Source organism: Chlamydiales bacterium, assembly GCA_031292375.1.
In the GTDB taxonomy this organism is placed as follows: domain Bacteria; phylum Chlamydiota; class Chlamydiia; order Chlamydiales; family VFKH01; genus JARLHF01.
The window spans coordinates 1-22,267 of record JARLHF010000024.1 but is presented as its reverse complement, the minus strand read 5'-3'; the positions used below and the strand labels follow the sequence as shown (position 1 = coordinate 22,267).

Genomic DNA, 22,267 nt, shown 5'->3' with positions numbered 1-22,267 from the left:
TTGTGTATAAATGCTATATTTTCAAAAGTGTTTGTTTTTATTACTGATTTGGCAGCTTACTCTTTATGCGAAAGATATATTGGTTACAACAGATGCCGATTTCGATGATTTGATCGCCATCACATGGCTTTTGCACCAAGAAGATGTAAGCATCAAAGGAATTATTGTAGAGGGCGATGGTTGGAGTGATTTGCCCTATAATACTCAAAACGTTTTGGACCTCTTAGGCTTATTAAAGAAAAATAACATTCCTGTCATTGCAGGAGCAAAAGAGCCTCTTGAACCCTCACAAGGGATTCCAAGCAAATATAAAGAACGAATTAACGCCCTCTTTGAAGTCACTTTACCAAAAAGTCCTTCTAAATTAGAGAAGAGCTCTGCCGAGCAATTTATTATTCAAACTCTGAAACACTCCAAAGAAAAAGTGTTAATCATTGCTCTCTCACCCATTACAAGTTTAGCTAAAGCTGTTGCAAAAGAGCCTTTAATTACAAAAAAGATCGATGCATTATTTATGACAGCCCACTCTCCAAATAAGCCTCAAGGATATTTTCCAGATTCTATTTTTTTAGACTTAAAAGCTGCTCACATTGTTTTTGATAGCAACATTCCTGTTTATTTAATTGACAAAGAAGCAGGCGTACACCAAGTGACTCAACCATGGCTAGAACAGTTTAAGAAAGAATTACCCAATACACCAGAAGCTCAATTTACAACAGAGCTTCTTTCGAATGTTTTAAATAATCATACAAAAAAATACTACTTGTGGGATGTAACAACAGCAATATTAGCGATACACCCTCAACTAGCAACATGGCATGAAATAGCGTGGCCCAATGAAAAAGGGACAAGGTGCGTCTATAGCGCAACATCCTTCTCAAAAGAGCAATTTTACAAGCTTCTAAGACAGTTGTAATTTTAACGATAAACTTCCGTTTTATGACCTATCTTTACTTATTCATCGCCATGTATTATAAAAACTGAAGGCCTGCGTTATAGTATCCATGTTGGTTTTCAGCCTAAAATGTGTGTATACATAATTTCAGGGCGTCGCCCTGCCATAGGGTATTCCAAAGCATGATTTGCAGCGCAAGAGCAACTCTCTTTAGAGTATGCGACACTTATCGTGTTCAGAATACTCTTCGCGAACTTTAGCCAAAATCTTTTCATCAGGTGGGCAAGGCGCAAGTTGCCAAATCTTTTCTGCATACTGTTTAATCGACTCATCCGAAGAAAATTTACCCATTCCTGCAATATTGTGAATGGCGTATTCTGCCCAGCTAGCCTTATTCAAGAAAAGAGCTTCTACTCTTTTTTGAGTTTCAGCATAGCTTTCCAAGTCCTTTAAGACAAAATAACTATCTGCTGGCTTTCCATGCTGACTTTCTAAGAGATGGTAATAAAGCTCTGTAAAAGCTTGATGCTCTATGTCAAATTGAGCAAAAGTTCTATCGTGGAGTGATTCTACAGCCTTTTTAATTTTAGGATTTGCAGCGCACACTTCCCATGGATTATAACTACGCACAGCTTGCATTAAAGCAATTTCTTCACTTGATGCGCCAAATGCAAATGGCCACCACTGATCCTTAATTTCTTCTCGCATTTCAATATTTGCACCATCATTTGTACCTATTGTAAGAGCCCCATTGATGGACAATTTCATATTTCCCGTGCCAGAGGCCTCCATGCCAGCTGTCGATATCTGCTCTGAAAGATCTGCTGCAGGAATCAACATCTCAGCTCTTGAAACATTGTAATTCTCAAAAAAAACAACTTTTAAAGCACCATTGACAAGTGGGTCTTGATTGACTTTTCTTGAAACTGCATAAATCAACTGAACGATCTGTTTTGCAATCAAGTAGCCAGCTGCTGCCTTACCTCCAATAATAACAGTTCTTGGAATAATTCTTGCGCTTGGGTTTTCTTGCAGCTCTTGATAAACCATGATCACATGTAGTATGTTCATAAGCTGTCTTTTATACTCATGAATACGCTTGATGTGTACATCAAAGAGAGAATTTGGATCAAGCTTTACAGAATACTTCAAGAAGTGCCCATTAATATCTCTCAAACGATTATGTAGGTGTACAAATTCACTAAAAGCTTGTTTATTTTTATGTTTGATAGCTAAAAATTCTTGCTGACTTTCAGGATCATTTGCAAATGCTGCAAGCTTTTGCAGCTCTGGAAAATTTACAATCCATCCTCTTCCAATGCGTTTTATGATAAACTCTGCAAGTAATGGATTGCAATTTAAAAGCCAGCGCCTTTGTGTAACACCATTTGTTACATTGATAAATTTTCCTGGATAGAGCTCACAAAATTCCTTAAATAGGTTTTCCTTAAGAATCTTTGAATGCAACTTTGCAACACCATTTACACAATGCGAACCAACAATTGCAAGATTTGCCATACGCACATTACCGCTTTCGATAATAGAAAGGCGCCTGACACGCTCTTCATCCCCCGGGAATCTAGCACGTACTTGATTGCAAAATTTTTGATTTAGAAGCTCTATCATATGGTACTGACAAGGAAGCAGGGTGCGAAGACGATTCTCATTCCATTCCTCTAGGCCCTCCTTCAAAACAGTGTGATTCGTATAACTCGTACAAGCCTGTGTTGTCTGCCAAGCATTGTCCCAAGATAGTCCATACTCCTTTGTAAGCAGCCACATCATTTCTGCAATCACCAAAGAAGGGTGTGTATCATTAATCTGGATGCGTACCTTGTCCATAAACCCGGTAAAGTCTTTATGTATGGCAAGGTATTGGTGGATGATATCTTGTAGAGATGCAGACACCAAAAGATATTCTTGCTTCAAGCGCACCCTTTTGCCCATTTCATGATTGTCATTGGGGTATAAAACATCTGTAAGAGTTGTGTTTTCTGCTGCCTGGTCAATTTCTCCTGCATTATATTTTTGTAATCGAAAATTCCTTGGAGACTCCTTTGTAGACCATAGCCTAAGCGTTACAACAGAGAATAGGTCCGATTCACTATACCCCATAATAGGCAAATCATAGGGAAGTGCTCTTACTTCATCATAGTCGTAATGCTCCAAAGATGCGCACTCAGTGTCTGTGCGACGCTGCGTATTTGTTCTTCCAGAAAACCGTACATTACGCGCGTGCAAATCCTGTCTAAATTCCCATGGATTTTCATAGAGGAGCCAACAATCTGGCCTTTCAATTTGCATGCCCTCCCAAAGCTCTTGCTCGAATATTCCATACTGATAACGAAGGCCATAAGCTTGCGCTGGATAGTGCTGCGTTGCAAGAGAATCCAAAAAGCAAGAAGCCAAGCGCCCAAGACCACCATTTCCAAGGCTTGGATCCGACTCACACTCCATCAAACCAGAAAGCGTTCGATTTAACTTCTTCATCACTCTGTTGATCAATGGATTCGCTTTCATATTAGTAATATTATTACTTAAAAGCCTTCCTGGAAGGTACTCCATCGAAAGATAGTAGAGCATTTTTACATCTTTTTCAGTATATGTATGCGTCGTTGCTGTCCACTGCATCATGATCTCTTCTCTGAGCGCATAGGAAACTGCCCGATAAAGCTCCTCGCAAGAGGCCTCCTCTTCAACGCGTCCCATGGTAGTGATGAGGTAGTGCTTAATTTTGGCAACCAAATTACCTGCTTGCAGCTCTATAAACTCTGGGCTTGGATCCACAATAACGACTCCTAAAAAATCTAATTAAATAATCTGTAATCTCTTGAAGATTTTTTTAGCAATCTCTATTAAAGATACATCAAATACAAGATGACTTTTTTCAAATGAATTAGTACAATCACAACCAATTTACATAAATAATATAAGGAAAAATATGTCTATTAATATTTTATTAGAAACAGCTACACAATTTGAAACTTCTTATAATGCTTTTATTCAAAGCCCCATTCTATCAGAATACAGAAAATTCCAAAATATATTTGGAAACGCTAGCGAACAAGTTGATCGATTAGAAAGCATTTTTACCACTGCAATGCGATTAAAGATTGTATCACAGGATAAGCCACCTCCAGGGCTACAACCAGCTAGAGAATGTGCCTCAAGAGCTCGACTAGAACTGCTCCGTCTACAACCAGAAATGAATGCTCTAAATGAAAAAGTAATCCAAGATGAACAAGCATTGTTGCAAGTTACGCAAGATATGGCTAAAGCAGGAACGCTAAATTCAGAGAACATGCAAGATGTAATAAGCGGGGTAAGTAGTTTGGCAGCTCAAATAATTACCGAGCAATTCTCCTTACAGACAAATTTCCTAACTTGTAAATTATAGGATTTTTCTTGACAGCTCTTACATTTCTAGGACAAAATCCCTCGAATGGCTAAAGAGAAAAAACTACAGTGGTGGGTCCTTGCTTTTTGGGTTTCTTGTGGAACATTTTTTCTGCTATTTGCTCTAACAACATTCATTGCAACAACTAGAAAATCGGGGGTTACTGGCATAGATGCTGGACAACTTCAGAGATTGCGCTATGAATTAAATCAAAAAGCAAAGGCAGAATAGGTTTGGAAATAGCTTATATCTTATCCATGACTCCTGTTTATTTGCTTGGAAACTTGCACTGCATGGGCATGTGCGGCCCACTTACCATGCTTCTTGCAAAACACCCCTACCGTCATGCCTACTTTCTTGGAAGGCTCTCTTCCTTTTCTCTTGCTGGCATGCTTGCAGGAGAAATAGGGGCAGGAGTGCAACTATTTTTGCATCAATTTCACATATCAGCTATTACAAGCTTATTATTTGGCTCATTTCTATTGCTTATGTCTTTTAGATATTTAACTTCTTTTTCTCTTCCAAGATCAAAAAAATTAACTCACCTATTGAGCCATCTCAACCAAAAAATTTCCCTGCTCATCCTTAAGCCCAATTTTTCAGCTGTCTTTTGCTTTGGCCTTGCAACAGTTTTACTGCCTTGTGGCCAAAGCCTCATGGTTTTTTCTATTTCTGCTCTCCTCGCAAACCCTTTTTTAGGCGCTTTAAATGGCTTGGTTTTTGCCCTATTGACGACGCCCTCTCTTTGGATTACGATGAAGGCATCCTATAAGCTACTTACGTTATCAAAACGCTATAAATGGATCATGGGATCTGCTCTCTTACTCGTTGCAGCATTTGCTCTCTTACGTGGGCTTGCCGACCTTCAAATCATTGAACATTTATCCATTACACCAAATGATGCTCTTTTCCACATCAGCATTTACTAACTCAAGTTACTATACACAAATAAGTTCAAGAATTGATTTTTGAACTTATTTGTGTATAATTATTGCCAGATATTATGATCTAATATTTAATTATAACCATATAAGCAGGAGAGTTGCACATGGAAAAATATGACCTCATCGTAATTGGCTCTGGTCCTGCCGGGGAAAAAGCTGCTGTAAAAGCTGCTTATTTTGGCAAACGCGTTGCCATCATTGAAAAAGAAAAGCGCTTTGGTGGCGCAGGAATTAATACAGGCACTCTTCCCTCAAAGACCTTGAAAGAAACGGCCCTATTTTTCTCAGGAAAATATGAAAAAGGATTGTTTGGCGTAGACCGAACTCTTAAACATCAAGCAACCGTTGATGATTTCATGTTCAGAAAAAACTACGTAGTAACATCTGAGGGTGATGAAGTACACCGTAACTTAAACAGACACCGAGTGGATATCTACAAAGGCATTGCAAGCTTTGAAGACTCTCATACAGTCAAAATAACGGGAGAAGCCTCCAACACCATCTATGGTGAATCTATCATTATAGCAACAGGCTCTTACCCCTTTCACCCACAAGATATTCCCTTTGATGGCAAGAGAGTCCATGACTCTGATACTATCTTAGATATCACAAGAATTCCTCAATCTATCTGCATCGTAGGGGCCGGTGTCATTGGCTGTGAATATGTCACCATATTTGCAACAATGGGCTCCAAAGTTTACTTGATTAACAGAACAGATGCGATCTTACCCTTCATTGACAAAGAAATTACAAGCAACCTGATTCATAGCATGGAAAAAGATGACACAGAAATTCTATTTAATGAATCTGTAAAATCTATCAATCTACCAGATTCTGACAGGGAGTTTTTAAGGATAGGTCTTGAAAGTGGTAAATGGTTACACGTTGATATGTTCCTCTTTGCTGCTGGACGAAATGGTAATACAAAAGACTTGCAATGCGAAAAAGCTGGTATCACTGTTGGAAAAAGAGAGCAGCTGACAGTAGATGACCACTACCGTACAAACGTACCCCACATCTACGCTGTAGGTGATGTCATCGGATTTCCAGCACTTGCAAGTACAAGCATGGATCAGGGAAGAGTTGCAGTCACCCATATTTTTAACACAGGTGACTTAGACAACCTTGCAAAAGTGATTCCTTACGGTATCTACACAGTTCCAGAAGTATCTATGGTAGGTGTTACAGAAGAAGAAGCTATAGAAAAAAAGATGAACTATTGCGTTGGAAGAGCGCGCTATGGCGATATGGCCAGAGGTAAAATCATGGGAGCTGTCGAGGGCATCATGAAAATCATTTTTACCAGAGACGATCTAGTAGTTCGCGGCGTTCATGTCATAGGCCCTCTTGCAACAGAAATCATTCACTACGGACTTTCTCTTGTAGAAAACAAAAAAACAGTCATGCATGTTATATCCACTGTATTTAACTACCCAACACTGCACGATCTTTATAAGTACGCATCCTATGATGGCCTTGGCAACCTCTCTGGGCACAAAGTGAAGGATTAAACTTATGGAAACATTTGGAGGGAATATTCTTATTATAGGCTGTGGAAGTGTAGCTCAGTGTGTCCTTCCTCTCCTATTTAAGCACATTTCAATAAATCCTTCCCAAATTACTGTACTAGACTGTCTAGATAAAAAAAATACCATCCAAGATAGCCTTAATAAAGGCGTCAATTATGTACAAAGCCAAGTTACCAAAGAAAACTATCAAGCTCTCTTATCTTCCTATTTAAGTAAAGGTGACCTGCTCTTAGATCTGTCTGTTGGTATCGATACCTGCGCACTCATTCAATGGTGTCATGAGCAAGATATACTCTTTGTCAATACCTCCATAGAAATTTGGGGCAAAGATGACATTACTCACATCAAAAATTTTCACGAACAATCTCTTTATTTAAGACATATTAAACTAGAACAAATGATAAAGACATGGAAACATAGCGGCCCTACTGCCATCATCGAGCATGGAGCAAATCCAGGTCTTGTCTCGCATTTTGCAAAACAAGCTCTGTTAGATATTGCTAAAGAACTTTTGCAAACAAAAATGAATCCTTCAAAAAAAGCTCTTCTAGAAAAAGCTCTACAAGAAAAAGATTTTGCTCTACTTGCACAAGTTGAAAACGTAAAAGTCATTCATATCTCAGAAAAAGATACTCAAATCTCATCTATCCCAAAAGCTTCTTATGAATTTATCAACACATGGAGCTGTGATGGACTTATCGAAGAGGGCGCAGCACCTGCAGAAGTTGGCTTTGGCACTCACGAAGAGGCGCTTCCAGAGCATGGATTAGAGCATACCACAGGACTTAAGCATCAGATCTTATTAAAAACTAGAGGCTGTAATTCCTTTGTCCGATCTTGGGTTCCAAGTGGCCCTATTATTGGCATGATCATTCGCCACGGGGAGTCTTACACTCTATGCAAAAAACTCTCTGTTTATGAAAATGGAAAAGCTATTTACAGACCAACTGTTCACTATGCCTATCAACTTTGCAACGATGCAGTAACTTCCTTGCAAGACCTAGAAAAAACAAACTGGAAATCCACCCCCAAAACACGTATTCTCAATGACGAAATCATCTCTGGCCATGATGAACTTGGCTGTCTACTGATGGGTCATGACTTTGACTCCTGGTGGATTGGAAGCATATTAGATATTGATGCAGCAAGAAAACTCGTTCCACACCAAAGTGCAACAACAGTACAAGTTGCAATAGGTGTTGTTGCTGCCATGGTGTTTGCTATAACACACCCTCGTTTAGGCTTCTGTGTGCCAGATGATTTAGACCACGAATTCATCCTAACTATTGCAAAACCCTATCTTGGAACATTCCTTTCTACAAAAGCAAGCTTTCATCCAGAATTTGCTAAAAAATGGCAACTAACAGAATTTTTGCTTAAACAATAGCCTCACGTTGAATGAAAAATTAAATAACCTTGAATCTATACACAAACAAGTTGAAGAATTGTTTATACGTGCCCGTGTCCGCATAGGCACGGACACGGACACGTAAAACTCTTCATTAACGATGTGTATAATTACGCAAGAAGTCTATTAGATAAAAAAGGCAAAGCAGTAATAAAAGAGAACGGAGAGAAGTGCTCCAACGGGAATTGTCACAACCCATGAGAGTACGATTTCTCTGATCATGCCCAGGTTTAGAGCCCCAATACCTCTTGCAAGGCCAACTCCAAGAACAGATCCTACAAGTGTGTGTGTAGTAGAAACAGGAAGACCGAGCTTTGAGGCAAGTAAAATAGTAGTTGCAGCTCCAAATTCCGCTGCAAACCCTCTGCTGGGCGTAAGCTCTGTAAGTTTTTTGCCAATTGTTTCTATGACTCTCCACCCCCAAGTTGCAAGGCCTACAACAATGCCAAGACCTCCCAAGGCCAAAATCCATGTGGGGATTTCTGCGCTCATAATAGACTGATGCGTGTGTAAAATAGAAACGATAGACGCAAGAGGACCAATTGCATTGGCAACATCATTTGCCCCATGCGCAAATGCCATACAACAGGCACTCACAATTTGAAGGGGGATAAAAATTTTCTCTACAACAGCATATTCAGTACCGTCCATAGATACATCTGCATCTTCCTTATCTTTAAGCGAGCGCAAAAGTATATACGTCAGTAAGCCAGTAACAATCCCCATGCCTACCGAAATACCAAGCGCTTCTAAAAAATCAAGGTGGATATCAAGATGCGTAAGTCCCTTGAAAAGGACTACGAGGCTCAATATAGAAAATACGCCAAAAACAAGAATGGGAGCAATCCGCTTAGTTGCTCGCACAGGGTTTTTTGAATAAAAGATATATCTTCTTAAGAGAGTAAAAATTCCAAATGATAAAATACCTCCCATCAATGGAGACAAAACCCAGCTTGTACCAATGATGATAAGATTTGTCCACTCAACAGCTTCCACACCCCCAAGAATCAGTCCAAAACCAACAACAGAGCCAATAATGCAGTGCGTTGTAGAGACGGGCCAGCCAAAATAGGAAGCAATTTGCAACCAAACACCCGTTGCGAGCAAGGATGCGAGCATACCGTAGAGCAAAACATTGGGATTTTGATAAAAAAGCTCTGTGTTAATAAGACCTTTTTCTATTGTCTCAGTAACATGTGCTCCTACAAAAAAGGCCCCGCAAAATTCTAAAAGAGCCGCGATAATAATTGCTCTCTTTAGTGTCAATGCGCCAGAACCCACAGATGTTCCCATGGCGTTTGCAACGTCATTAGCACCTATATTCCAGGCAAGATAAAAGCCTAGAATAAGCGCTAAAACTAATATAAATCCTTCATGCCCTATCATTATTTTACTTCTAACAACATACGTATACGATTACCTAATCTCTCTGATAGGTTTGAAAGAGATCCAATCTCTTCAAAAATTTTCAACCAAAGTTGAAACACAGGGTAGGCAAGATCTTTCTCACTATTGAATAAACGCTTTAAAAGCTGTAGCTGTAATAAATCCGCTTCATGTTCTAGATAAGCTACATGCTCAACCATTTTTTTAACCTTCTCTGCTTCAAGTCCACCAAATGAGGTTTCTAAAAGCTCATCTAACTCCTGAATCACTTGTAAAATACTCTGAAAGGACTCAATATTTTTTTCTAAAAAGTTATTAAAGTGGGGCTGAAATACACTTTCCATCTTAAGGTTTCTAATTGTTAAAAGAACACTTATATCCTCTGCTTTATCTGCAATGCTATCTTGAATGGAAAGAATATCAAGTAAATCTCTTCTATCAATTAATAGAAAAAGTCCCTTTGTCAAATGGTTGCGAATATCATTTTTTGTAAGATCTGCTTCATGTTCTAATTCAGAAATTTGCGCTGCAAGCTTTTCAACTCTTGCATAATCCTCATCAGCAAGCGCCAAAAAAATTTCCTTTATCTTTCCAACGCAATTTGCAACTTTTTGCATATGCAATTGAAGAGGAGAAAAAGGAGACTGTCCAAATAATTTCAAAATATTAAGCATCTATACACCATTTTACGCTCTGATTTTAGCCAATATTTATTATTAACCTGAGTTTTGGGTTTAAATTACTCAATCTTAGAGATCTTCTGGCAACTTTTCAATCTTTTTTGCTCGTTTATAGTTTTTGAATATGAACTTCACAAAAATGATTGAAAATTTATCTAGAATCCCCTCTAACCTTGAGTCATTTAAACTCAAAACTCAGGTTATTAAATGCGAGATTAATCGAAAAAGCTTTTTACATAAATAATAATTTTATATAACAAGCAGTTTAAATAAATTAATTTTTAGGTGCATGCTTGTGGGAATAGAAGATAAAACACCCTTATTACAGCAACGTAAAAAATGGATAAAAAACCTACTCATAGTTATCTTTGCATGTATTTTAATCTATTTGATTTATTGGGTTATTTTTGAAAGAAAGTATATCTCTACAGATGATGCTTACGTAGAGGGCAATATTGTCCAAATCTCTCCTCAAACTACAGGAGTTATCACCGATATTTTTGTGACTTATGCAGATAAGGTACGCCAAGGACAACTACTCATTAAACTCGACAACACAAATGCCAAAATAGAATTAGAAAGAGCAAAAGCATCTCTTGCATCCTCTGTACGGCAAACTGCGCAACTTTTTTTACAAGTAGATCAAGCAAAATCTAATTTAGCACTTCAAGAAGCAAAACTTCATCAAGCAAATCTCGACTACATCCACAGAAGAAACTTAAGTCAAGTAAAAGCAATTGCCTTAGAGAAAGAAGAGAACGCCTATACCGACTTACAAGTCGCTCAAAGTAGCACAGAGCTTGCACACATTCATTTATATGAAGCACTTTCTCAAGTAGATGGTACCTCTGTCGTCACCCACCCACTCGTACTACAGGCAAAAAGCAATGTACAGCAAGCTTACCTCAATCTCATTCATACAGAACTCTTGAGCCCTGTAGATGGTTTTGTTGCAAAGAGATCTGCTCAAGTAGGGGATTTTGTGGGGCCCGGAAGAGATCTTATGTCCATCATACCCCTATCTCAGATATGGGTTACAGCAAATTTTAAAGAGACCGATCTAGAAGGCATATCTCCAGGACAGTCTGTAAATCTAACATCTGATTTATATGGACATGATGTCAAATATAAAGGAATCGTTTATGGCATAGTTCCAGGAACAGGGAGCAGCTTTAGTTTACTTCCTGCAATGAATGCAACTGGCAATTGGATTAAAATCATTCAACGCGTTCCTGTCATCATCACATTAGAAAAGGATAATTTAGAAAAGTATCCTCTCTTACTTGGCCTATCTATGAATGCTACAGTAAAAAAAACAAAGCCCAAAACTGAACCTCAACAACAAACAACAGAACCTATACTACTCACATCCATTTACAGTGATCAATTAGAACTCATCAATATAGAAATCAGCAAGATTATTCAACAAAACTTAGGGCTTTAAATGGATCGTGTAAAGCCTTCTACAACGCAACTTACAAATACTCATCTATTTTTACTCTGTATCTCTATAGGCCTTGCTACATTTTTGGACGTGCTCGACTTAGCAATTACAAACGTTGCTCTTCCAGACATTACAGGATCACTTGGAGAGTCTCCTTTCAATGGAGCATGGGTTATCTCCTCTTACGCTATAGGTTCTGCTATCATCATACCCATATCTGGCTACTTATCCAATCGATTTGGTGAGGTTAAAGTTTTTACAACATCGATTCTCTTCTTTATTATAACATCTGCAGCTTGCGGGTTTGCATCCAACTTTTACATGCTTGTTTTTTTTCGTGTTCTACAAGGCGTGTGTGCAGGTCCTTTAATGCCTCTTTCACAAAGTTTATTACTTGCAAACTTCCCAGAAGCAAAAAAGGGCATTGCCATTGCATTATGGTCGATGATTGCAGTTGCAGGACCTATTCTTGGACCTATCCTTGGAGGATTAATCACCGACACAATCGGCTGGAGATGGATTTTTTATATCAATTTACCCATTGGTATTTTAAGCCTTTTCATGAACCTCGTACTCCTTAGGCATCATAAGACAAAAATCATAAAAAATCCAATAGACATAACGGCACTTATTTTACTTGTACTGGGTGTCGCTTCCCTTCAATTATTTCTAGACCAAGGCAATGATGATGGCTGGTTTCAATCTAACGCCATCATTTTACTATTTTGTGTTGGTGTTATAACTCTTGCTCTTTTCATCATATGGACTCTAACTTCTAAAAAACCCATCATCGATCTTACCCTGTATAAGATGCGAAATTTTCTTCTAATGAATATTGTTACATTATTAACCTATGTTGCAATATATGGATCCATTATCATCTATCCTCTATGGCTAGAGACTCAATTAGGATACAATGCATTTTGGACAGGCCTTGCAATCATGCCATCTGCTCTATTTATACTTTTTGGAGCCCCCATAATTGGCCTCTTTACTTCAAAAGTAGACTTGAGAATATTAATGACGTTAAGCTGCATATTTTTCGTAATAGCCGCATATACTGCATCTCTATATAATACAGAAGCATCATTTACATCACTTTTACCTCCCAGAATTATGCTAGGAATAGCCATAAGCTTTACAATTGCCCCAACAACAATTATAGCTGTCTCTAATATTGCAAAAGATAGGCTACCAAATGCCATGAGCTTGTTGAGTTTTTTTCGAGTACTAGGAGCTGCTATTGGATCTTCCATTGGTGTTGCAGTTTTTCAAATAAGAGAAAAATTTCATTACCACAACTTAAAAGGTTCTATCAATAATTCTAATAGCCAAGTAGATGCAACACTTAATACTTTAAAAGACGCAGGTATGCCAGGAAATTCTGGCCTTGAATGGATTTATAATCAAACCATTAAACAAGCCTATACACTTGCCATAAACGACTATTTTATGTTGGTCATGTTTAGCTTTGTTCTAATTGCTATTATCATTTGGCTTACTAAGCCCACTGATAATACCCACACTGCACTACCTCTGGAGTAAAATAGGGAACGATCATGAAAAAAAGTCTGACATTCATTATTATGACTCTTACATTACTTCTTTTTTTACATGGATGCACCGTTGGACCTGATTACGAAAGACCAAAAGTGCAAATTCCAGAGCGTTGGATAGAAAAATCTTGTCAAGAGTATCAAAAGGAGCCCTGGGTTGAGTGGTGGAGTACATTTCATGATCCTATGCTCAATTATTTAATCACCCAAGCCATTAAATGTAATTTGGATCTCAAGATAGCCCTTGCAAAGGTACGCTATGCAAGAGGCCTTTATGTAGCAACAAAGGCTCCTATGTTCCCTCGTATTGATTTGTCCGCAGGTGCGCAACAATTTGCTTTAAGCCAATCATTTCCCTATCTTACAATAGATCAAAGCTACGCCCTATACGATGCGCACTTTGATGCCATCTGGGAATTAGATATTTTTGGGGGAAGAAAAAGATCCATCGAATCCTCTCTTGCAAACTATGGGTCTCATGTTGAAAAGTCGCGCCTTGTATTAATTTCGCTCATTTCAGAAACAGCAAGAAACTATATCGAATTTCGAGGAATACAAGAACAACTCTGCATCATGAACCAAATGGTCGAATTGCAAAAAGAAAAGCTTTTCATGAAACAATCAGAAGAAAATGAAGCTCTTGCAAGCAATGTCGATGTTGCCAGAGCAAAAGCATCCCTTGCAGATATGGAAGCAAACATACCTGGGTTAAGAACAAATCTTCTTCAAACAGAAAATCGCATTGCCCTTATTCTTGGAAAACTTCCAGGAAGCTTAAATTGTGCTCTTTCAGTCCAGCATCCTATGCCATCTCTTCCTTGCAATATTCCCATAGGCCTTCCATCTACCCTGCTTCTCAGAAGGCCAGATGTCAGACAAGCTGAGCGAGAACTTATGGAAGCAACAGCAAATGTGGGTGTTGCCGTGGCTGAATACTTCCCAAAACTTGGTTTAACAGGCTCAGATGGACAATTAAGTCAGCAACTAAAAACTTTTGCAAATGCTGTAAATAATAATAGTGTATACGGCTTCAATATCAGCTGGCCACTATTTTCTGGAGGACACGTTGCAGGTTACGTTAAATCATCGGAAGGCAAGCATCAAGAAGCCTTTTACAACTATATAAAGGCTATATTAACCGCTTTTCAAGACGTAGAAAATGCTCTTATTGCCTACAATGATGGGAAAACAGAATACATGCTTCTTCAAATTGAAGTAGAAAACAAACACTCTATTTACAAAAATATGAAATTAATTTTCCAAGAGGGTCTTGTTTCCTATTTGAATGTGATTCAAGCAAAAGAGGATCTACTCACCACTGAAAATGATCTCCTGCAAAGCAGGATTCAATTAACTAATCATCTTATTTTGCTTTACAAGGCGCTTGGTGGTGGCTGGCAATGCACACTTCCCGTCCTCAACCATCCTTAAGCATCATGCATTGAAGTAATCTGTCAAGGTCATCATAATTATGATAGTGGATAGTAATACGACCGCTTTCTTTTTTACCCTCGATCAAGTCTACTCTTGTTCCAAATGCATCTTGCAGCCTTTTTGCAAGATCTTCTAAGTGAATATTATGTGTATTTTGAGCTGCAGAGCCCTCTTCAGAGTGCGTTTGCAATTTTTTACATATCTCTTCTGCTTCTCGTACTGTTAAAGAATCATTGAGAATTTTTTCATGAAGCAACAACTGATGATGTATATGTTCTAAAGAGAGAATCACCTTTGCATGCCCCATCGATATTCTCTGAGAAGAGAGAGTATCCTGAATTACTTTTGGTAGCGAAAGCAAGCGCAAGTAATTTGCAATCGTTGAGCGCTTTTTGCCTACCTTATTTGCAACTTCTTCTTGCTTCAATTCAAACTGAAGCATAATAGAGCGAATTGCACTTGCAATTTCAATAGGATTAAGGTCTACCCGTTGCATATTTTCAATAAGGGCAGCCTCTGCAGACTGCATAGAGGAGTATTTTCTAACAACAGCTGGTATTGTCTTGAGACCTGCTTTTTGAGACGCCCTAAATCTGCGCTCACCTGCGACTAATTCAAATAATCCTGTTTCAGACTCAAGAGAGCGCACGACGATGGGTTGAATCAAGCCAATAGACTTTATCGATTCTGCAAGCTCACAAAGCTCCTCATCATTAAAAATTCTTCTTGGCTGATACGGATTAATACGTATCTTTTGCAAAGAAATAACGCAAAATTCATCCGTAATTTCTAAAAGTTCTGCATCCATACTGTACAACTTTTTATGTTTTGTATATGATTCTGCCAAATACAATATAATGGATTGATCATTATGAACAAGAGCGACAAAATTTCTATTCCTCTAGAACAAAATCATTTTCTAGAAGAGTTCCTCTCTAAATGGGGAAAAACCATTCTCTATACGTCTGTGGGTCTTGGGTCTCTCTTATTTTTACTCTATCGCTTTTTTCTTTCAACACCAGAACAGTCTATATCTTCTTTTCTTGATGCAAAAGCAACTATGGCAAAACTAAAGGCAAACTCTCAAGAAATTACATCTTTTGATCACTTAAAAAGTTTGCTCAATGACTCTTCCAGATTACAGGTATATTATGATGCAACACTTGCAAATGAACTCATCTATAAAGATGATTGGTTACAAGCAAAGCCCTATGCGGAGGCCGCACTAAAAAGATCCATCTCTACAGATAATGCCTACAAACTCTATTCGGAAACATCCCTTTTAATTGGCATAAAAAACTACCAAGAAGCGCTAAATTCCACCTTATCACTCAGTGAAGATTTGAAAGACAAGCCTTCTTATGCTCTTCTTTACGGTTGTAATTTACTACGCCTTGCATCTCTTTACCATGAGTTACAACTTCCACAAGAAGAAACGAATACTTGGAAAATGTGGCAAAAATTTGCTGATGATGAAAAAAACAATAGCGCCTTTCAGAAAATTCAAATGGTTTTTCAAAAAGGTTCTTGTTGTTTAGAAAATTATGTTACGCAACAATTAAAATAAAATAATTTAATATTTTCTTGCTTAAATTTTGATTTGTTGCTACAGATTAGGTCAACCCACTTTGGGTTTTTTAGTTTTAGAGTTTTTTATTTTTTAATTAAGAACTCGCTCTTAAAAATAGTGGAACGATAGAGCAAAAAGGGAGGTGAACTTAAGTCTATTAGTCATGCTCGAAGCCACGCTCTTTAAGATTTTGAAATTTTAGGTTAAGACATCTTACCTAATTTAAATTAACAATTGGACTTGCAATACTTAAACTTTAAGTTGTTAACAACTTAAAACAGTAGCCGTATGCAAGATTAGAAAAAATAATGAGAACCCACCTTGAAGGAGGTAATATAAAAAACTTGTTAATGCATTCTTTGATAACATGGAGGAGTTAAGGAAATGCTTTGTAATGAGTAGTTATTATACCAACTTTATGTAGTGTCCTCAGTACATTGGAGAGTAACTGTGAGTAATGAGACAAACATACTCGCACTTGATACAGAAGTTACAAAAGAAAAGAAGGCCTTTGGCTATCTACCTTTTGAGCTTCTTGTTAAATCAGGTTTTTCGCTAGGAGCGTCTCTCAATGAGGCAAGAGGAGATAGTGAAATTCTTCTCATCGAAGGAAGCCTTCGGGTCTCCTTCTAAAATGCTCTTAAAGCCTAGAGGCGGTCGATAGACTGCCTCTTCTTTTAATTGAAATTTTTTGAGTAAATGTAATTACGCAAGAAGCCTAATAACGATTACTATCTTGATAACGAGCTGTAATACCAAGCTCTGCTTCAATTTCCAACAAGCGGTTGTATTTAGCAACACGATCAGATCTGGAAAGAGATCCTGTCTTAATTTGCCCAGAAGAGGTTGCCACAGCAAGATCTGCAATAAACGCATCTTCCGTTTCTCCAGACCTATGAGAAATAACTGTTGTGTATCCGTGGCTTTGAGCCAAATGAATTGTGTCTAGTGTCTCTGTGAGCGTGCCTATTTGATTTACTTTAATTAAAATGGAATTTGCAATCCCCTGACTAATTCCTTTTTGCAAAAAATGTGGATTAGTAACAAAAATATCATCTCCAACAAGCTGAATTTTATTTCTAAGTTCAGAAGAAAGCGTTTTCCAGCCTTGCCAATCATTTTCATCGAGACCATCTTCTATAGAATCAATGGGATATTTGCCCACAAGGGATGCTAAATAACTTACCTGTTCATCAGAGCTTCTCTCTTTAAAGAGTCTCTTTGCTATCCTTTGCTTCTTTTCAACATACTTTTGACATGCCCTATCAAAAAGTTCAGAAGCTGCGCAGTCTAAGGCAATTGTAACATCCTTACCCGGCGTATGACCTGCTTCTTCAATAGCTCTTACAATAAGATCAAGAGCTTCTTCATGCGTATGAATGTTGGGTGCAAAGCCCCCCTCATCACCCACAGATGTGCTGTAGCCCTCTTTTTTTAAGATTGCTTTTAGTATATGAAAAATTTCAGCTCCCGTACGAAGGGCCTCTCTAAAAGAAGGCGCTTTAACAGGCCTGATCATAAATTCTTGAAAATCCAAAGAGTTATCAGCATGAGCTCCGCCATTTACAATATTCATCATAGGACATGGTAAAAGATGTGCATTCACACCACCAAGATAGCGATAAAGAGGCAATTTTGCAGTTAGAGCACCAGCTCTTGCAACAGCCAAAGAGGCGCCAAGAATTGCATTGGCCCCCAAATGAGATTTATTTTTTGTACCATCTTTCTTAATTAGAAGAGCGTCTATTTCTCTTTGATCAAAAACATGCATGCCCAAAAGCTGCTCTGCAATAGGTCCATTTACATGAGCTACCGCATTCTGAACACCCTTTCCAAAATACCTTTTAGGATCTTTATCACGAAGCTCTACGGCTTCATGCTCACCTGTAGAGGCGCCCGATGGAACTGCTGCTTTTGCAACTACTCCCAAATCCGTTGTAACAGTTACTTCAAGAGTGGGATTGCCTCTTGAATCCAAAATTTCTAAAGCTTTAACACTGCGAATATAAGACAAAAGAATCTCCTAACCTAAGTTTTGAGTTTAAATTGCCCAATCTTAGGGATCTTCTGGCAACTTTTCAATCTTTTTTACTCGTTTATAGTTTTTAAATATGAACTTCGCAAAAATAATTGAAAACTTACCCAAAATCTCCTCTAATAAGGAAACTATATGTTTTTACTGTAGATTTATTCAAATCAGAAAAATGGGCTAATTTAAATAAGCGTGAAGACCCTCAGCACTTGGCTTCATACCTTTTGAGCCACTCTTCCAATTAGCAGGGCACACTTCTCCATGTTTTTCAACAAAAGTAAGTGCATCAATTACACGAAGAGCCTCATCAACAGACCTACCAAGAGACAAATCATTGACGATTTGGTGTTTTACAAAACCTTTTTGATCGATTAAGAATAAACCGCGATAAGCAACGCCTGCATCTTCTGAAAGCACATCATAAGAGCGCGCAACTGATTTATTCAAATCGGAGAGTAAAGGGTACTCAATGCCCGCAATACCACCTTTATTCTTTGGAGTACCAAGCCATGCGAGGTGAGAATAGACGCTATCTACAGAGCAGCCAATAACCTGTGTGTTACGCGCCTCAAACTCTTCTAAACGCTCTTGGAACGCATGTAGCTCTGTTGGACAAACAAAAGTGAAGTCAAGAGGGTAGAAAAAAAGAAGAACATTTTTATCTCTTGCTTCTGCAAGAGAGTATCTATCAACGATTACGCCATTGACAACAGCTGATACAGAAAATTCTGGAGCTTTTTTACCAACTAAAACACTCATAATATTCTCCTTAACATTCTCTTTTTACTCTAAAAATAAAACTGCACCGGAGAGGATTCGAACCACTAACCGCCCGGTTCGTAGCCGGGTACTCTATCCGATTGAGCTACCGGTGCCTAAAATGAGGCATCATATTACGACTTATTTTTATTTCTAGCAAGGAGGAATTTGTTGATTGTAATTTATTGAATAATCCTTTAGAATAGTATTGATTAATTTAAAAACAAAGATATATTTTATGATATCAGCAACTCAATTCTTTCAAGAAAATAAAGCTCTTTGTATTGGAACATTGGGGTTAGCATTTGTATTTGGCTACTTAGGCCCTCGTCTTGTTCATTGGATAAAGGAAAAGCTTGGCCTCATACAAAGAGTAGATGCTGTTGCTATGGCAACTATAAATATTCCAAATAATGCTATAACAAGCCAAGCAGCAACAACCATACAAAATGCTTTTCGAGCCTATATTCATAAAAAGCATGCAGCTATAACCATACAAAAAGTTTTTAGAGGACATAAGGGAAGAATTGCTTTTAAACATATAAGAGAGAGTTTTCTTGAAAGTACTCAATGCAAACTTCTTAACGCAGAAAACTGGAAAAAACTCTATTTTGTGGAAACAGAAGTTAATGGAAGCAAGCAAGTTCGCCTAGTAAAAGAGCATTGCCAAACAGCAAAGGGAACAACTCTTTATAAACCCTCTTCTAAAGATGCATTATCTACATTGATAAAAATGCTTGAGTCAAGTGACTCTGCCCTAAATCTTTCCTCTATCATCCCCTCTCTCATAAGTTTTGAACTATTTATACAAGCTTTAATATCTCCAGATTCACAAGCTATTTGCCGGGTATGCGAAAAATACTTTGAAGAAATTCATTCTATGATACAGCAACAAAACTTGAGCCTTGACTGGGGACCATCTAAACAAGAAGTCTTTTTAAACTGGATACGAGCGGGATATTATTATGCCGACGTACCTAAAAAACATCCTTCCAGAGTTGTTCAGTTAATGCTCGAACAAGATCCGGCACTTGCCGCTATCTGCACAGAAGCTGGAGAAAGTGCTTTATCCATAGCTTTACAAAGAGGCGCTGGAGGAGATGCAAATGCCCTTTTAGATGCAATGGAGCGCTGCGGACACGTATTATCTGAAAGTGAGTTTTGGCTAAAAACGGCTTTTCAAGGAAATACAAATTTTGCAGACGATGCTTTTTCTTCTCTTCCAGAAGAACTAAAAAGAAAAGCATATACTATCGCAAATATCTATGGACACGAAGAACTTGTTACCAAGCTAAACCGCCTTGGTATGAGGCTTCCATCTAACTCTTTACCCTTTGGCGTAGACCTTTTAAGCGTCAGCATGGATGCTGTACAGGCAAAAGAGACCATTAGAAACTATCTAAAAAACTTGCGCAAAGAGGGGCGCTTGCTTACAGAAGATGAGTTTAATACTCTTCCAGAGCGCAATTCCTATAGAAAAAAAGGTGGTTATTTTCAGCGCATTGCTGGTACAGATTGCATTGCAAAAAAAATAGAAGAATTACAAACGCACCACATCAAAGTCCCTCGTAAAATTGCCGTCATGAAGCCAGAAGAAAGGTGGCATGCCGCAGATGAAGTGCTCTTTGAAACTTATTCACCAAACGCTATAGGCTATAATTTAGGTATATCATCAACAGATTTTGAATGTTATGCCCAAGAAATTAAACGCTCTTCTCGCAATATTCGTTTTGAAGAGATGGAGGAGCTTGTAAAAGTCATCGAAGCAACACATTATGGAGATCTACACCTTTCTAATTTTATCATTGCAGAAGATGGTATTTATTTCATTGATAACGAATATCACAGCTTTTATGGTACCAGCTATGACAAGCTTTACCGACTCTCAACAATGCTAGCTTCAGAGGATGTACCTAAATTTTACGCTCTTATTGAAAGACAGAGGAAAATACACAATAGCGGAAATGATCCTGAACAAGTACAACTATCCTTGAATGCCCATAACAAGCAGCAAGCCACCAAGGCTTATTATGGACTAGATAAGCGCACAGTTCCCTATAGGTTCTCTATCCAGGAGCTTACTTCTTGAGCTTGTTTGTGTATATACCACGAGCAGAGATGTTTTCGCTTAATGGAAATTCGTGCTCACCTGGGTAGATAAAATAGAGATGGTCTAGCTCAAGATCATTTAAGCTAATATGCATCGATTTAGTGATTTTGGGGCTCTCTGTGTATTTAAATTCAAAACCCAAGCGCTTTCCATCTTTTAAAATCAATAAATCCAACTCAGCCCCTAACCTTCCAAGTTCGCTTGCGTTAAATATTTGCCCATGATAATGCGCTAACATCAACCAAAAGCGTCTCATTTGCTGAGGAGGGATCTGAAATCCCAAGGATGAAATATCTCTTTCTAGAAAAGTTGTAATATAAGACTTGCGCCATAAGAAACTCTCCTCATCACTTGCTGCAAGAAAAGCTTTAGGATAACCTCCTCGAAGCCACAAAGAGGGTAATTTCCCTACCTCATCCAAAGAAAATGGCATAACTTCTATATACCCAATACGTCCTGCTAAAGTTTCTAAAGATTGAAGGATAAGGTCACGAGAGGCACTACCCAAAATTAAAATTTTCTGTGTACCTTGCATTTTATCAACTAATACACGAAGAACAGGAAAAAGTTCGGGCCTACGTTGGATCTCATTAATAACAATAAAATCATAAGATGGCTTAGAAAGTGCAAGCATGGGATTTTCAAGCCTATCTAAATCTGTTGGATCTTCTAAATCAAAAAATAACACCTTCTCTTTGGCATGCTTTTCAAGGTATATTTTAGCAAGCGTTGTTTTTCCAACCTGGCGAGGCCCTAAGAGAGCACAAACGGGATGTACACGAAACTATTCTTCTATCGCCTTTAAATATTTAACGTCAGCTCGATTTTTAACTAGTTTATTGTTAACAACTTAAGCTATTGTTCATTAAAATTTAAAGCTGGTTTTTTTGGTTGTATATTAGGAATAGGAATGACTCTAACGAAAATAAATGAAACACGGAGCCACAGAGACACGGAGAGTGCTTTTATACATAACGATTTGTGGTCCAATTCACCCACATAGGTTACAGTTTGATTCACCAACATAGGTAACAGTTTTGTCTTTATGAGAGATAAAAATTCTAATCTTAAAGACATAAACTGATTCACCAACATAGGTAACACTCCTAAAATAAAGGTCATT

The 22,267-nt window shown here is 38.1% G+C and carries 19 protein-coding genes, 1 tRNA gene and 1 pseudogene; 12 read left to right on the top strand and 9 right to left on the bottom strand.

The features are described from left to right. Positions 1-31 precede the first annotated feature (31 nt). Positions 32-916, top strand: coding sequence for a nucleoside hydrolase (locus P4L16_04050; GenBank protein ID MDR3624295.1), 885 nt, complete (start codon positions 32-34; stop codon positions 914-916). A gap of 189 nt (positions 917-1,105) precedes the next feature. Here P4L16_04050 and P4L16_04045 read toward each other — a convergent pair whose 3' ends face one another. Further along, positions 1,106-3,682, bottom strand: coding sequence for a glycogen/starch/alpha-glucan phosphorylase (locus P4L16_04045; GenBank protein MDR3624294.1), 2,577 nt, complete (start codon positions 3,680-3,682; stop codon positions 1,106-1,108). A gap of 154 nt (positions 3,683-3,836) precedes the next feature. Here P4L16_04045 and P4L16_04040 point away from each other — a divergent pair, with 154 nt between their 5' ends. The 5 genes from P4L16_04040 to P4L16_04020 all read left to right on the top strand — a co-directional run bounded on the left by P4L16_04040 (position 3,837) and on the right by P4L16_04020 (position 8,152). Beyond that, positions 3,837-4,292 (top strand): hypothetical protein, encoded by a 456-nt coding sequence (locus P4L16_04040; protein MDR3624293.1) that lies wholly within the window; start codon positions 3,837-3,839, stop codon positions 4,290-4,292. A gap of 45 nt (positions 4,293-4,337) precedes the next feature. After that, positions 4,338-4,523 carry a hypothetical protein gene (locus tag P4L16_04035; protein ID MDR3624292.1) on the top strand — a complete coding sequence of 62 codons (186 nt, stop codon included), beginning with the start codon at positions 4,338-4,340 and terminating at the stop codon, positions 4,521-4,523. Positions 4,524-4,525: 2 nt separating this feature from the next. Then, positions 4,526-5,221, top strand: coding sequence for a sulfite exporter TauE/SafE family protein (locus P4L16_04030; protein ID MDR3624291.1), 696 nt, complete (start codon positions 4,526-4,528; stop codon positions 5,219-5,221). Positions 5,222-5,340: 119 nt separating this feature from the next. Next, entirely contained in the window at positions 5,341-6,747 is a 1,407-nt protein-coding gene (gene sthA / locus P4L16_04025) for a Si-specific NAD(P)(+) transhydrogenase (protein MDR3624290.1), read from the top strand. A gap of 4 nt (positions 6,748-6,751) precedes the next feature. Then, positions 6,752-8,152, top strand: a complete 1,401-nt coding sequence (locus P4L16_04020; protein MDR3624289.1) for a saccharopine dehydrogenase NADP-binding domain-containing protein — start codon at positions 6,752-6,754, stop codon at positions 8,150-8,152. A gap of 147 nt (positions 8,153-8,299) precedes the next feature. On the opposite strand, the gene P4L16_04015 is transcribed toward P4L16_04020, so the two are convergent. Then, entirely contained in the window at positions 8,300-9,559 is a 1,260-nt protein-coding gene (locus tag P4L16_04015) for an inorganic phosphate transporter (GenBank protein MDR3624288.1), read from the bottom strand. Then, positions 9,559-10,233: a TIGR00153 family protein gene (locus tag P4L16_04010; GenBank protein ID MDR3624287.1), complete on the bottom strand. Its 675-nt coding sequence runs from the start codon at positions 10,231-10,233 to the stop codon at positions 9,559-9,561. The genes P4L16_04015 and P4L16_04010 overlap by 1 nt, the downstream gene beginning before the upstream one ends. A gap of 301 nt (positions 10,234-10,534) precedes the next feature. On the opposite strand from P4L16_04010, the gene P4L16_04005 reads away from it, so the two are divergent. The 3 genes from P4L16_04005 to P4L16_03995 are packed head-to-tail and all read left to right on the top strand — an operon-like array spanning position 10,535 to position 14,670. Continuing rightward, positions 10,535-11,683, top strand: a complete 1,149-nt coding sequence (locus P4L16_04005) for an efflux RND transporter periplasmic adaptor subunit (GenBank protein ID MDR3624286.1) — start codon at positions 10,535-10,537, stop codon at positions 11,681-11,683. Beyond that, the gene (locus tag P4L16_04000; GenBank protein ID MDR3624285.1) at positions 11,684-13,228 is read left to right on the top strand and encodes a DHA2 family efflux MFS transporter permease subunit; all 1,545 of its coding nucleotides are present in this window, start codon (positions 11,684-11,686) and stop codon (positions 13,226-13,228) included. A 14-nt stretch (positions 13,229-13,242) separates the two neighbouring features. Then, complete coding sequence (locus tag P4L16_03995; GenBank protein MDR3624284.1) at positions 13,243-14,670, top strand: efflux transporter outer membrane subunit; 1,428 nt, start codon at positions 13,243-13,245, stop codon at positions 14,668-14,670. On the opposite strand, the gene P4L16_03990 is transcribed toward P4L16_03995, so the two are convergent. Beyond that, positions 14,657-15,481: a ParB/RepB/Spo0J family partition protein gene (locus tag P4L16_03990; protein ID MDR3624283.1), complete on the bottom strand. Its 825-nt coding sequence runs from the start codon at positions 15,479-15,481 to the stop codon at positions 14,657-14,659. The two genes, P4L16_03995 and P4L16_03990, sit on opposite strands and share 14 nt — an antisense overlap. A 63-nt stretch (positions 15,482-15,544) precedes the next feature. Between P4L16_03990 and P4L16_03985 the strand changes: the two genes are divergently transcribed. Continuing rightward, positions 15,545-16,240, top strand: a complete 696-nt coding sequence (locus tag P4L16_03985) for a hypothetical protein (GenBank protein ID MDR3624282.1) — start codon at positions 15,545-15,547, stop codon at positions 16,238-16,240. Between the two features lie 453 nt (positions 16,241-16,693). Next, on the top strand, positions 16,694-16,876 hold the full coding sequence (locus P4L16_03980; protein ID MDR3624281.1) for a hypothetical protein: 183 nt from the start codon (positions 16,694-16,696) through the stop codon (positions 16,874-16,876). 85 nt (positions 16,877-16,961) lie between these two features. On the opposite strand, the gene eno is transcribed toward P4L16_03980, so the two are convergent. The 3 genes from eno to P4L16_03965 all read right to left on the bottom strand — a co-directional run bounded on the left by eno (position 16,962) and on the right by P4L16_03965 (position 19,150). Further along, entirely contained in the window at positions 16,962-18,257 is a 1,296-nt protein-coding gene (gene eno, locus P4L16_03975; GenBank protein ID MDR3624280.1) for a phosphopyruvate hydratase, read from the bottom strand. Positions 18,258-18,452: 195 nt separating this feature from the next. Next, the gene (locus tag P4L16_03970; protein MDR3624279.1) at positions 18,453-19,034 is read right to left on the bottom strand and encodes a peroxiredoxin; all 582 of its coding nucleotides are present in this window, start codon (positions 19,032-19,034) and stop codon (positions 18,453-18,455) included. A gap of 42 nt (positions 19,035-19,076) precedes the next feature. Beyond that, positions 19,077-19,150 (bottom strand) — tRNA-Arg (locus P4L16_03965). A 122-nt stretch (positions 19,151-19,272) separates the two neighbouring features. Here P4L16_03965 and P4L16_03960 point away from each other — a divergent pair. Beyond that, positions 19,273-21,123 (top strand): hypothetical protein, encoded by a 1,851-nt coding sequence (locus P4L16_03960; protein MDR3624278.1) that lies wholly within the window; start codon positions 19,273-19,275, stop codon positions 21,121-21,123. Here P4L16_03960 and P4L16_03955 read toward each other — a convergent pair. Further along, positions 21,113-21,904: pseudogene (locus P4L16_03955) on the bottom strand (ATP-binding protein). The gene P4L16_03960 and the pseudogene P4L16_03955 sit on opposite strands and share 11 nt — an antisense overlap. Positions 21,905-21,999: 95 nt before the next feature. Continuing rightward, positions 22,000-22,267 (bottom strand): hypothetical protein (locus tag P4L16_03950; GenBank protein MDR3624277.1); only part of this gene is annotated, 268 nt, incomplete at its 5' end.

Bases quoted from the DNA above. Each gene is read 5' to 3' on its own strand.
- P4L16_04040 (MDR3624293.1), top strand. From the start codon at position 3,837: ATGTCTATTAATATTTTATTAGAAACAGCTACACAATTTGAAACTTCT.
- P4L16_04035 (MDR3624292.1), top strand. From the start codon at position 4,338: ATGGCTAAAGAGAAAAAACTACAGTGGTGGGTCCTTGCTTTTTGGGTT.
- sthA (MDR3624290.1), top strand. From the start codon at position 5,341: ATGGAAAAATATGACCTCATCGTAATTGGCTCTGGTCCTGCCGGGGAA.
- P4L16_04020 (MDR3624289.1), top strand. From the start codon at position 6,752: ATGGAAACATTTGGAGGGAATATTCTTATTATAGGCTGTGGAAGTGTA.
- P4L16_04015 (MDR3624288.1), bottom strand. From the start codon at position 9,559: ATGATAGGGCATGAAGGATTTATATTAGTTTTAGCGCTTATTCTAGGC.
- P4L16_04010 (MDR3624287.1), bottom strand. From the start codon at position 10,233: ATGCTTAATATTTTGAAATTATTTGGACAGTCTCCTTTTTCTCCTCTT.
- P4L16_04000 (MDR3624285.1), top strand. From the start codon at position 11,684: ATGGATCGTGTAAAGCCTTCTACAACGCAACTTACAAATACTCATCTA.
- P4L16_03995 (MDR3624284.1), top strand. From the start codon at position 13,243: ATGAAAAAAAGTCTGACATTCATTATTATGACTCTTACATTACTTCTT.
- P4L16_03990 (MDR3624283.1), bottom strand. From the start codon at position 15,481: ATGGATGCAGAACTTTTAGAAATTACGGATGAATTTTGCGTTATTTCT.
- P4L16_03985 (MDR3624282.1), top strand. From the start codon at position 15,545: ATGAACAAGAGCGACAAAATTTCTATTCCTCTAGAACAAAATCATTTT.
- P4L16_03970 (MDR3624279.1), bottom strand. From the start codon at position 19,034: ATGAGTGTTTTAGTTGGTAAAAAAGCTCCAGAATTTTCTGTATCAGCT.
- P4L16_03960 (MDR3624278.1), top strand. From the start codon at position 19,273: ATGATATCAGCAACTCAATTCTTTCAAGAAAATAAAGCTCTTTGTATT.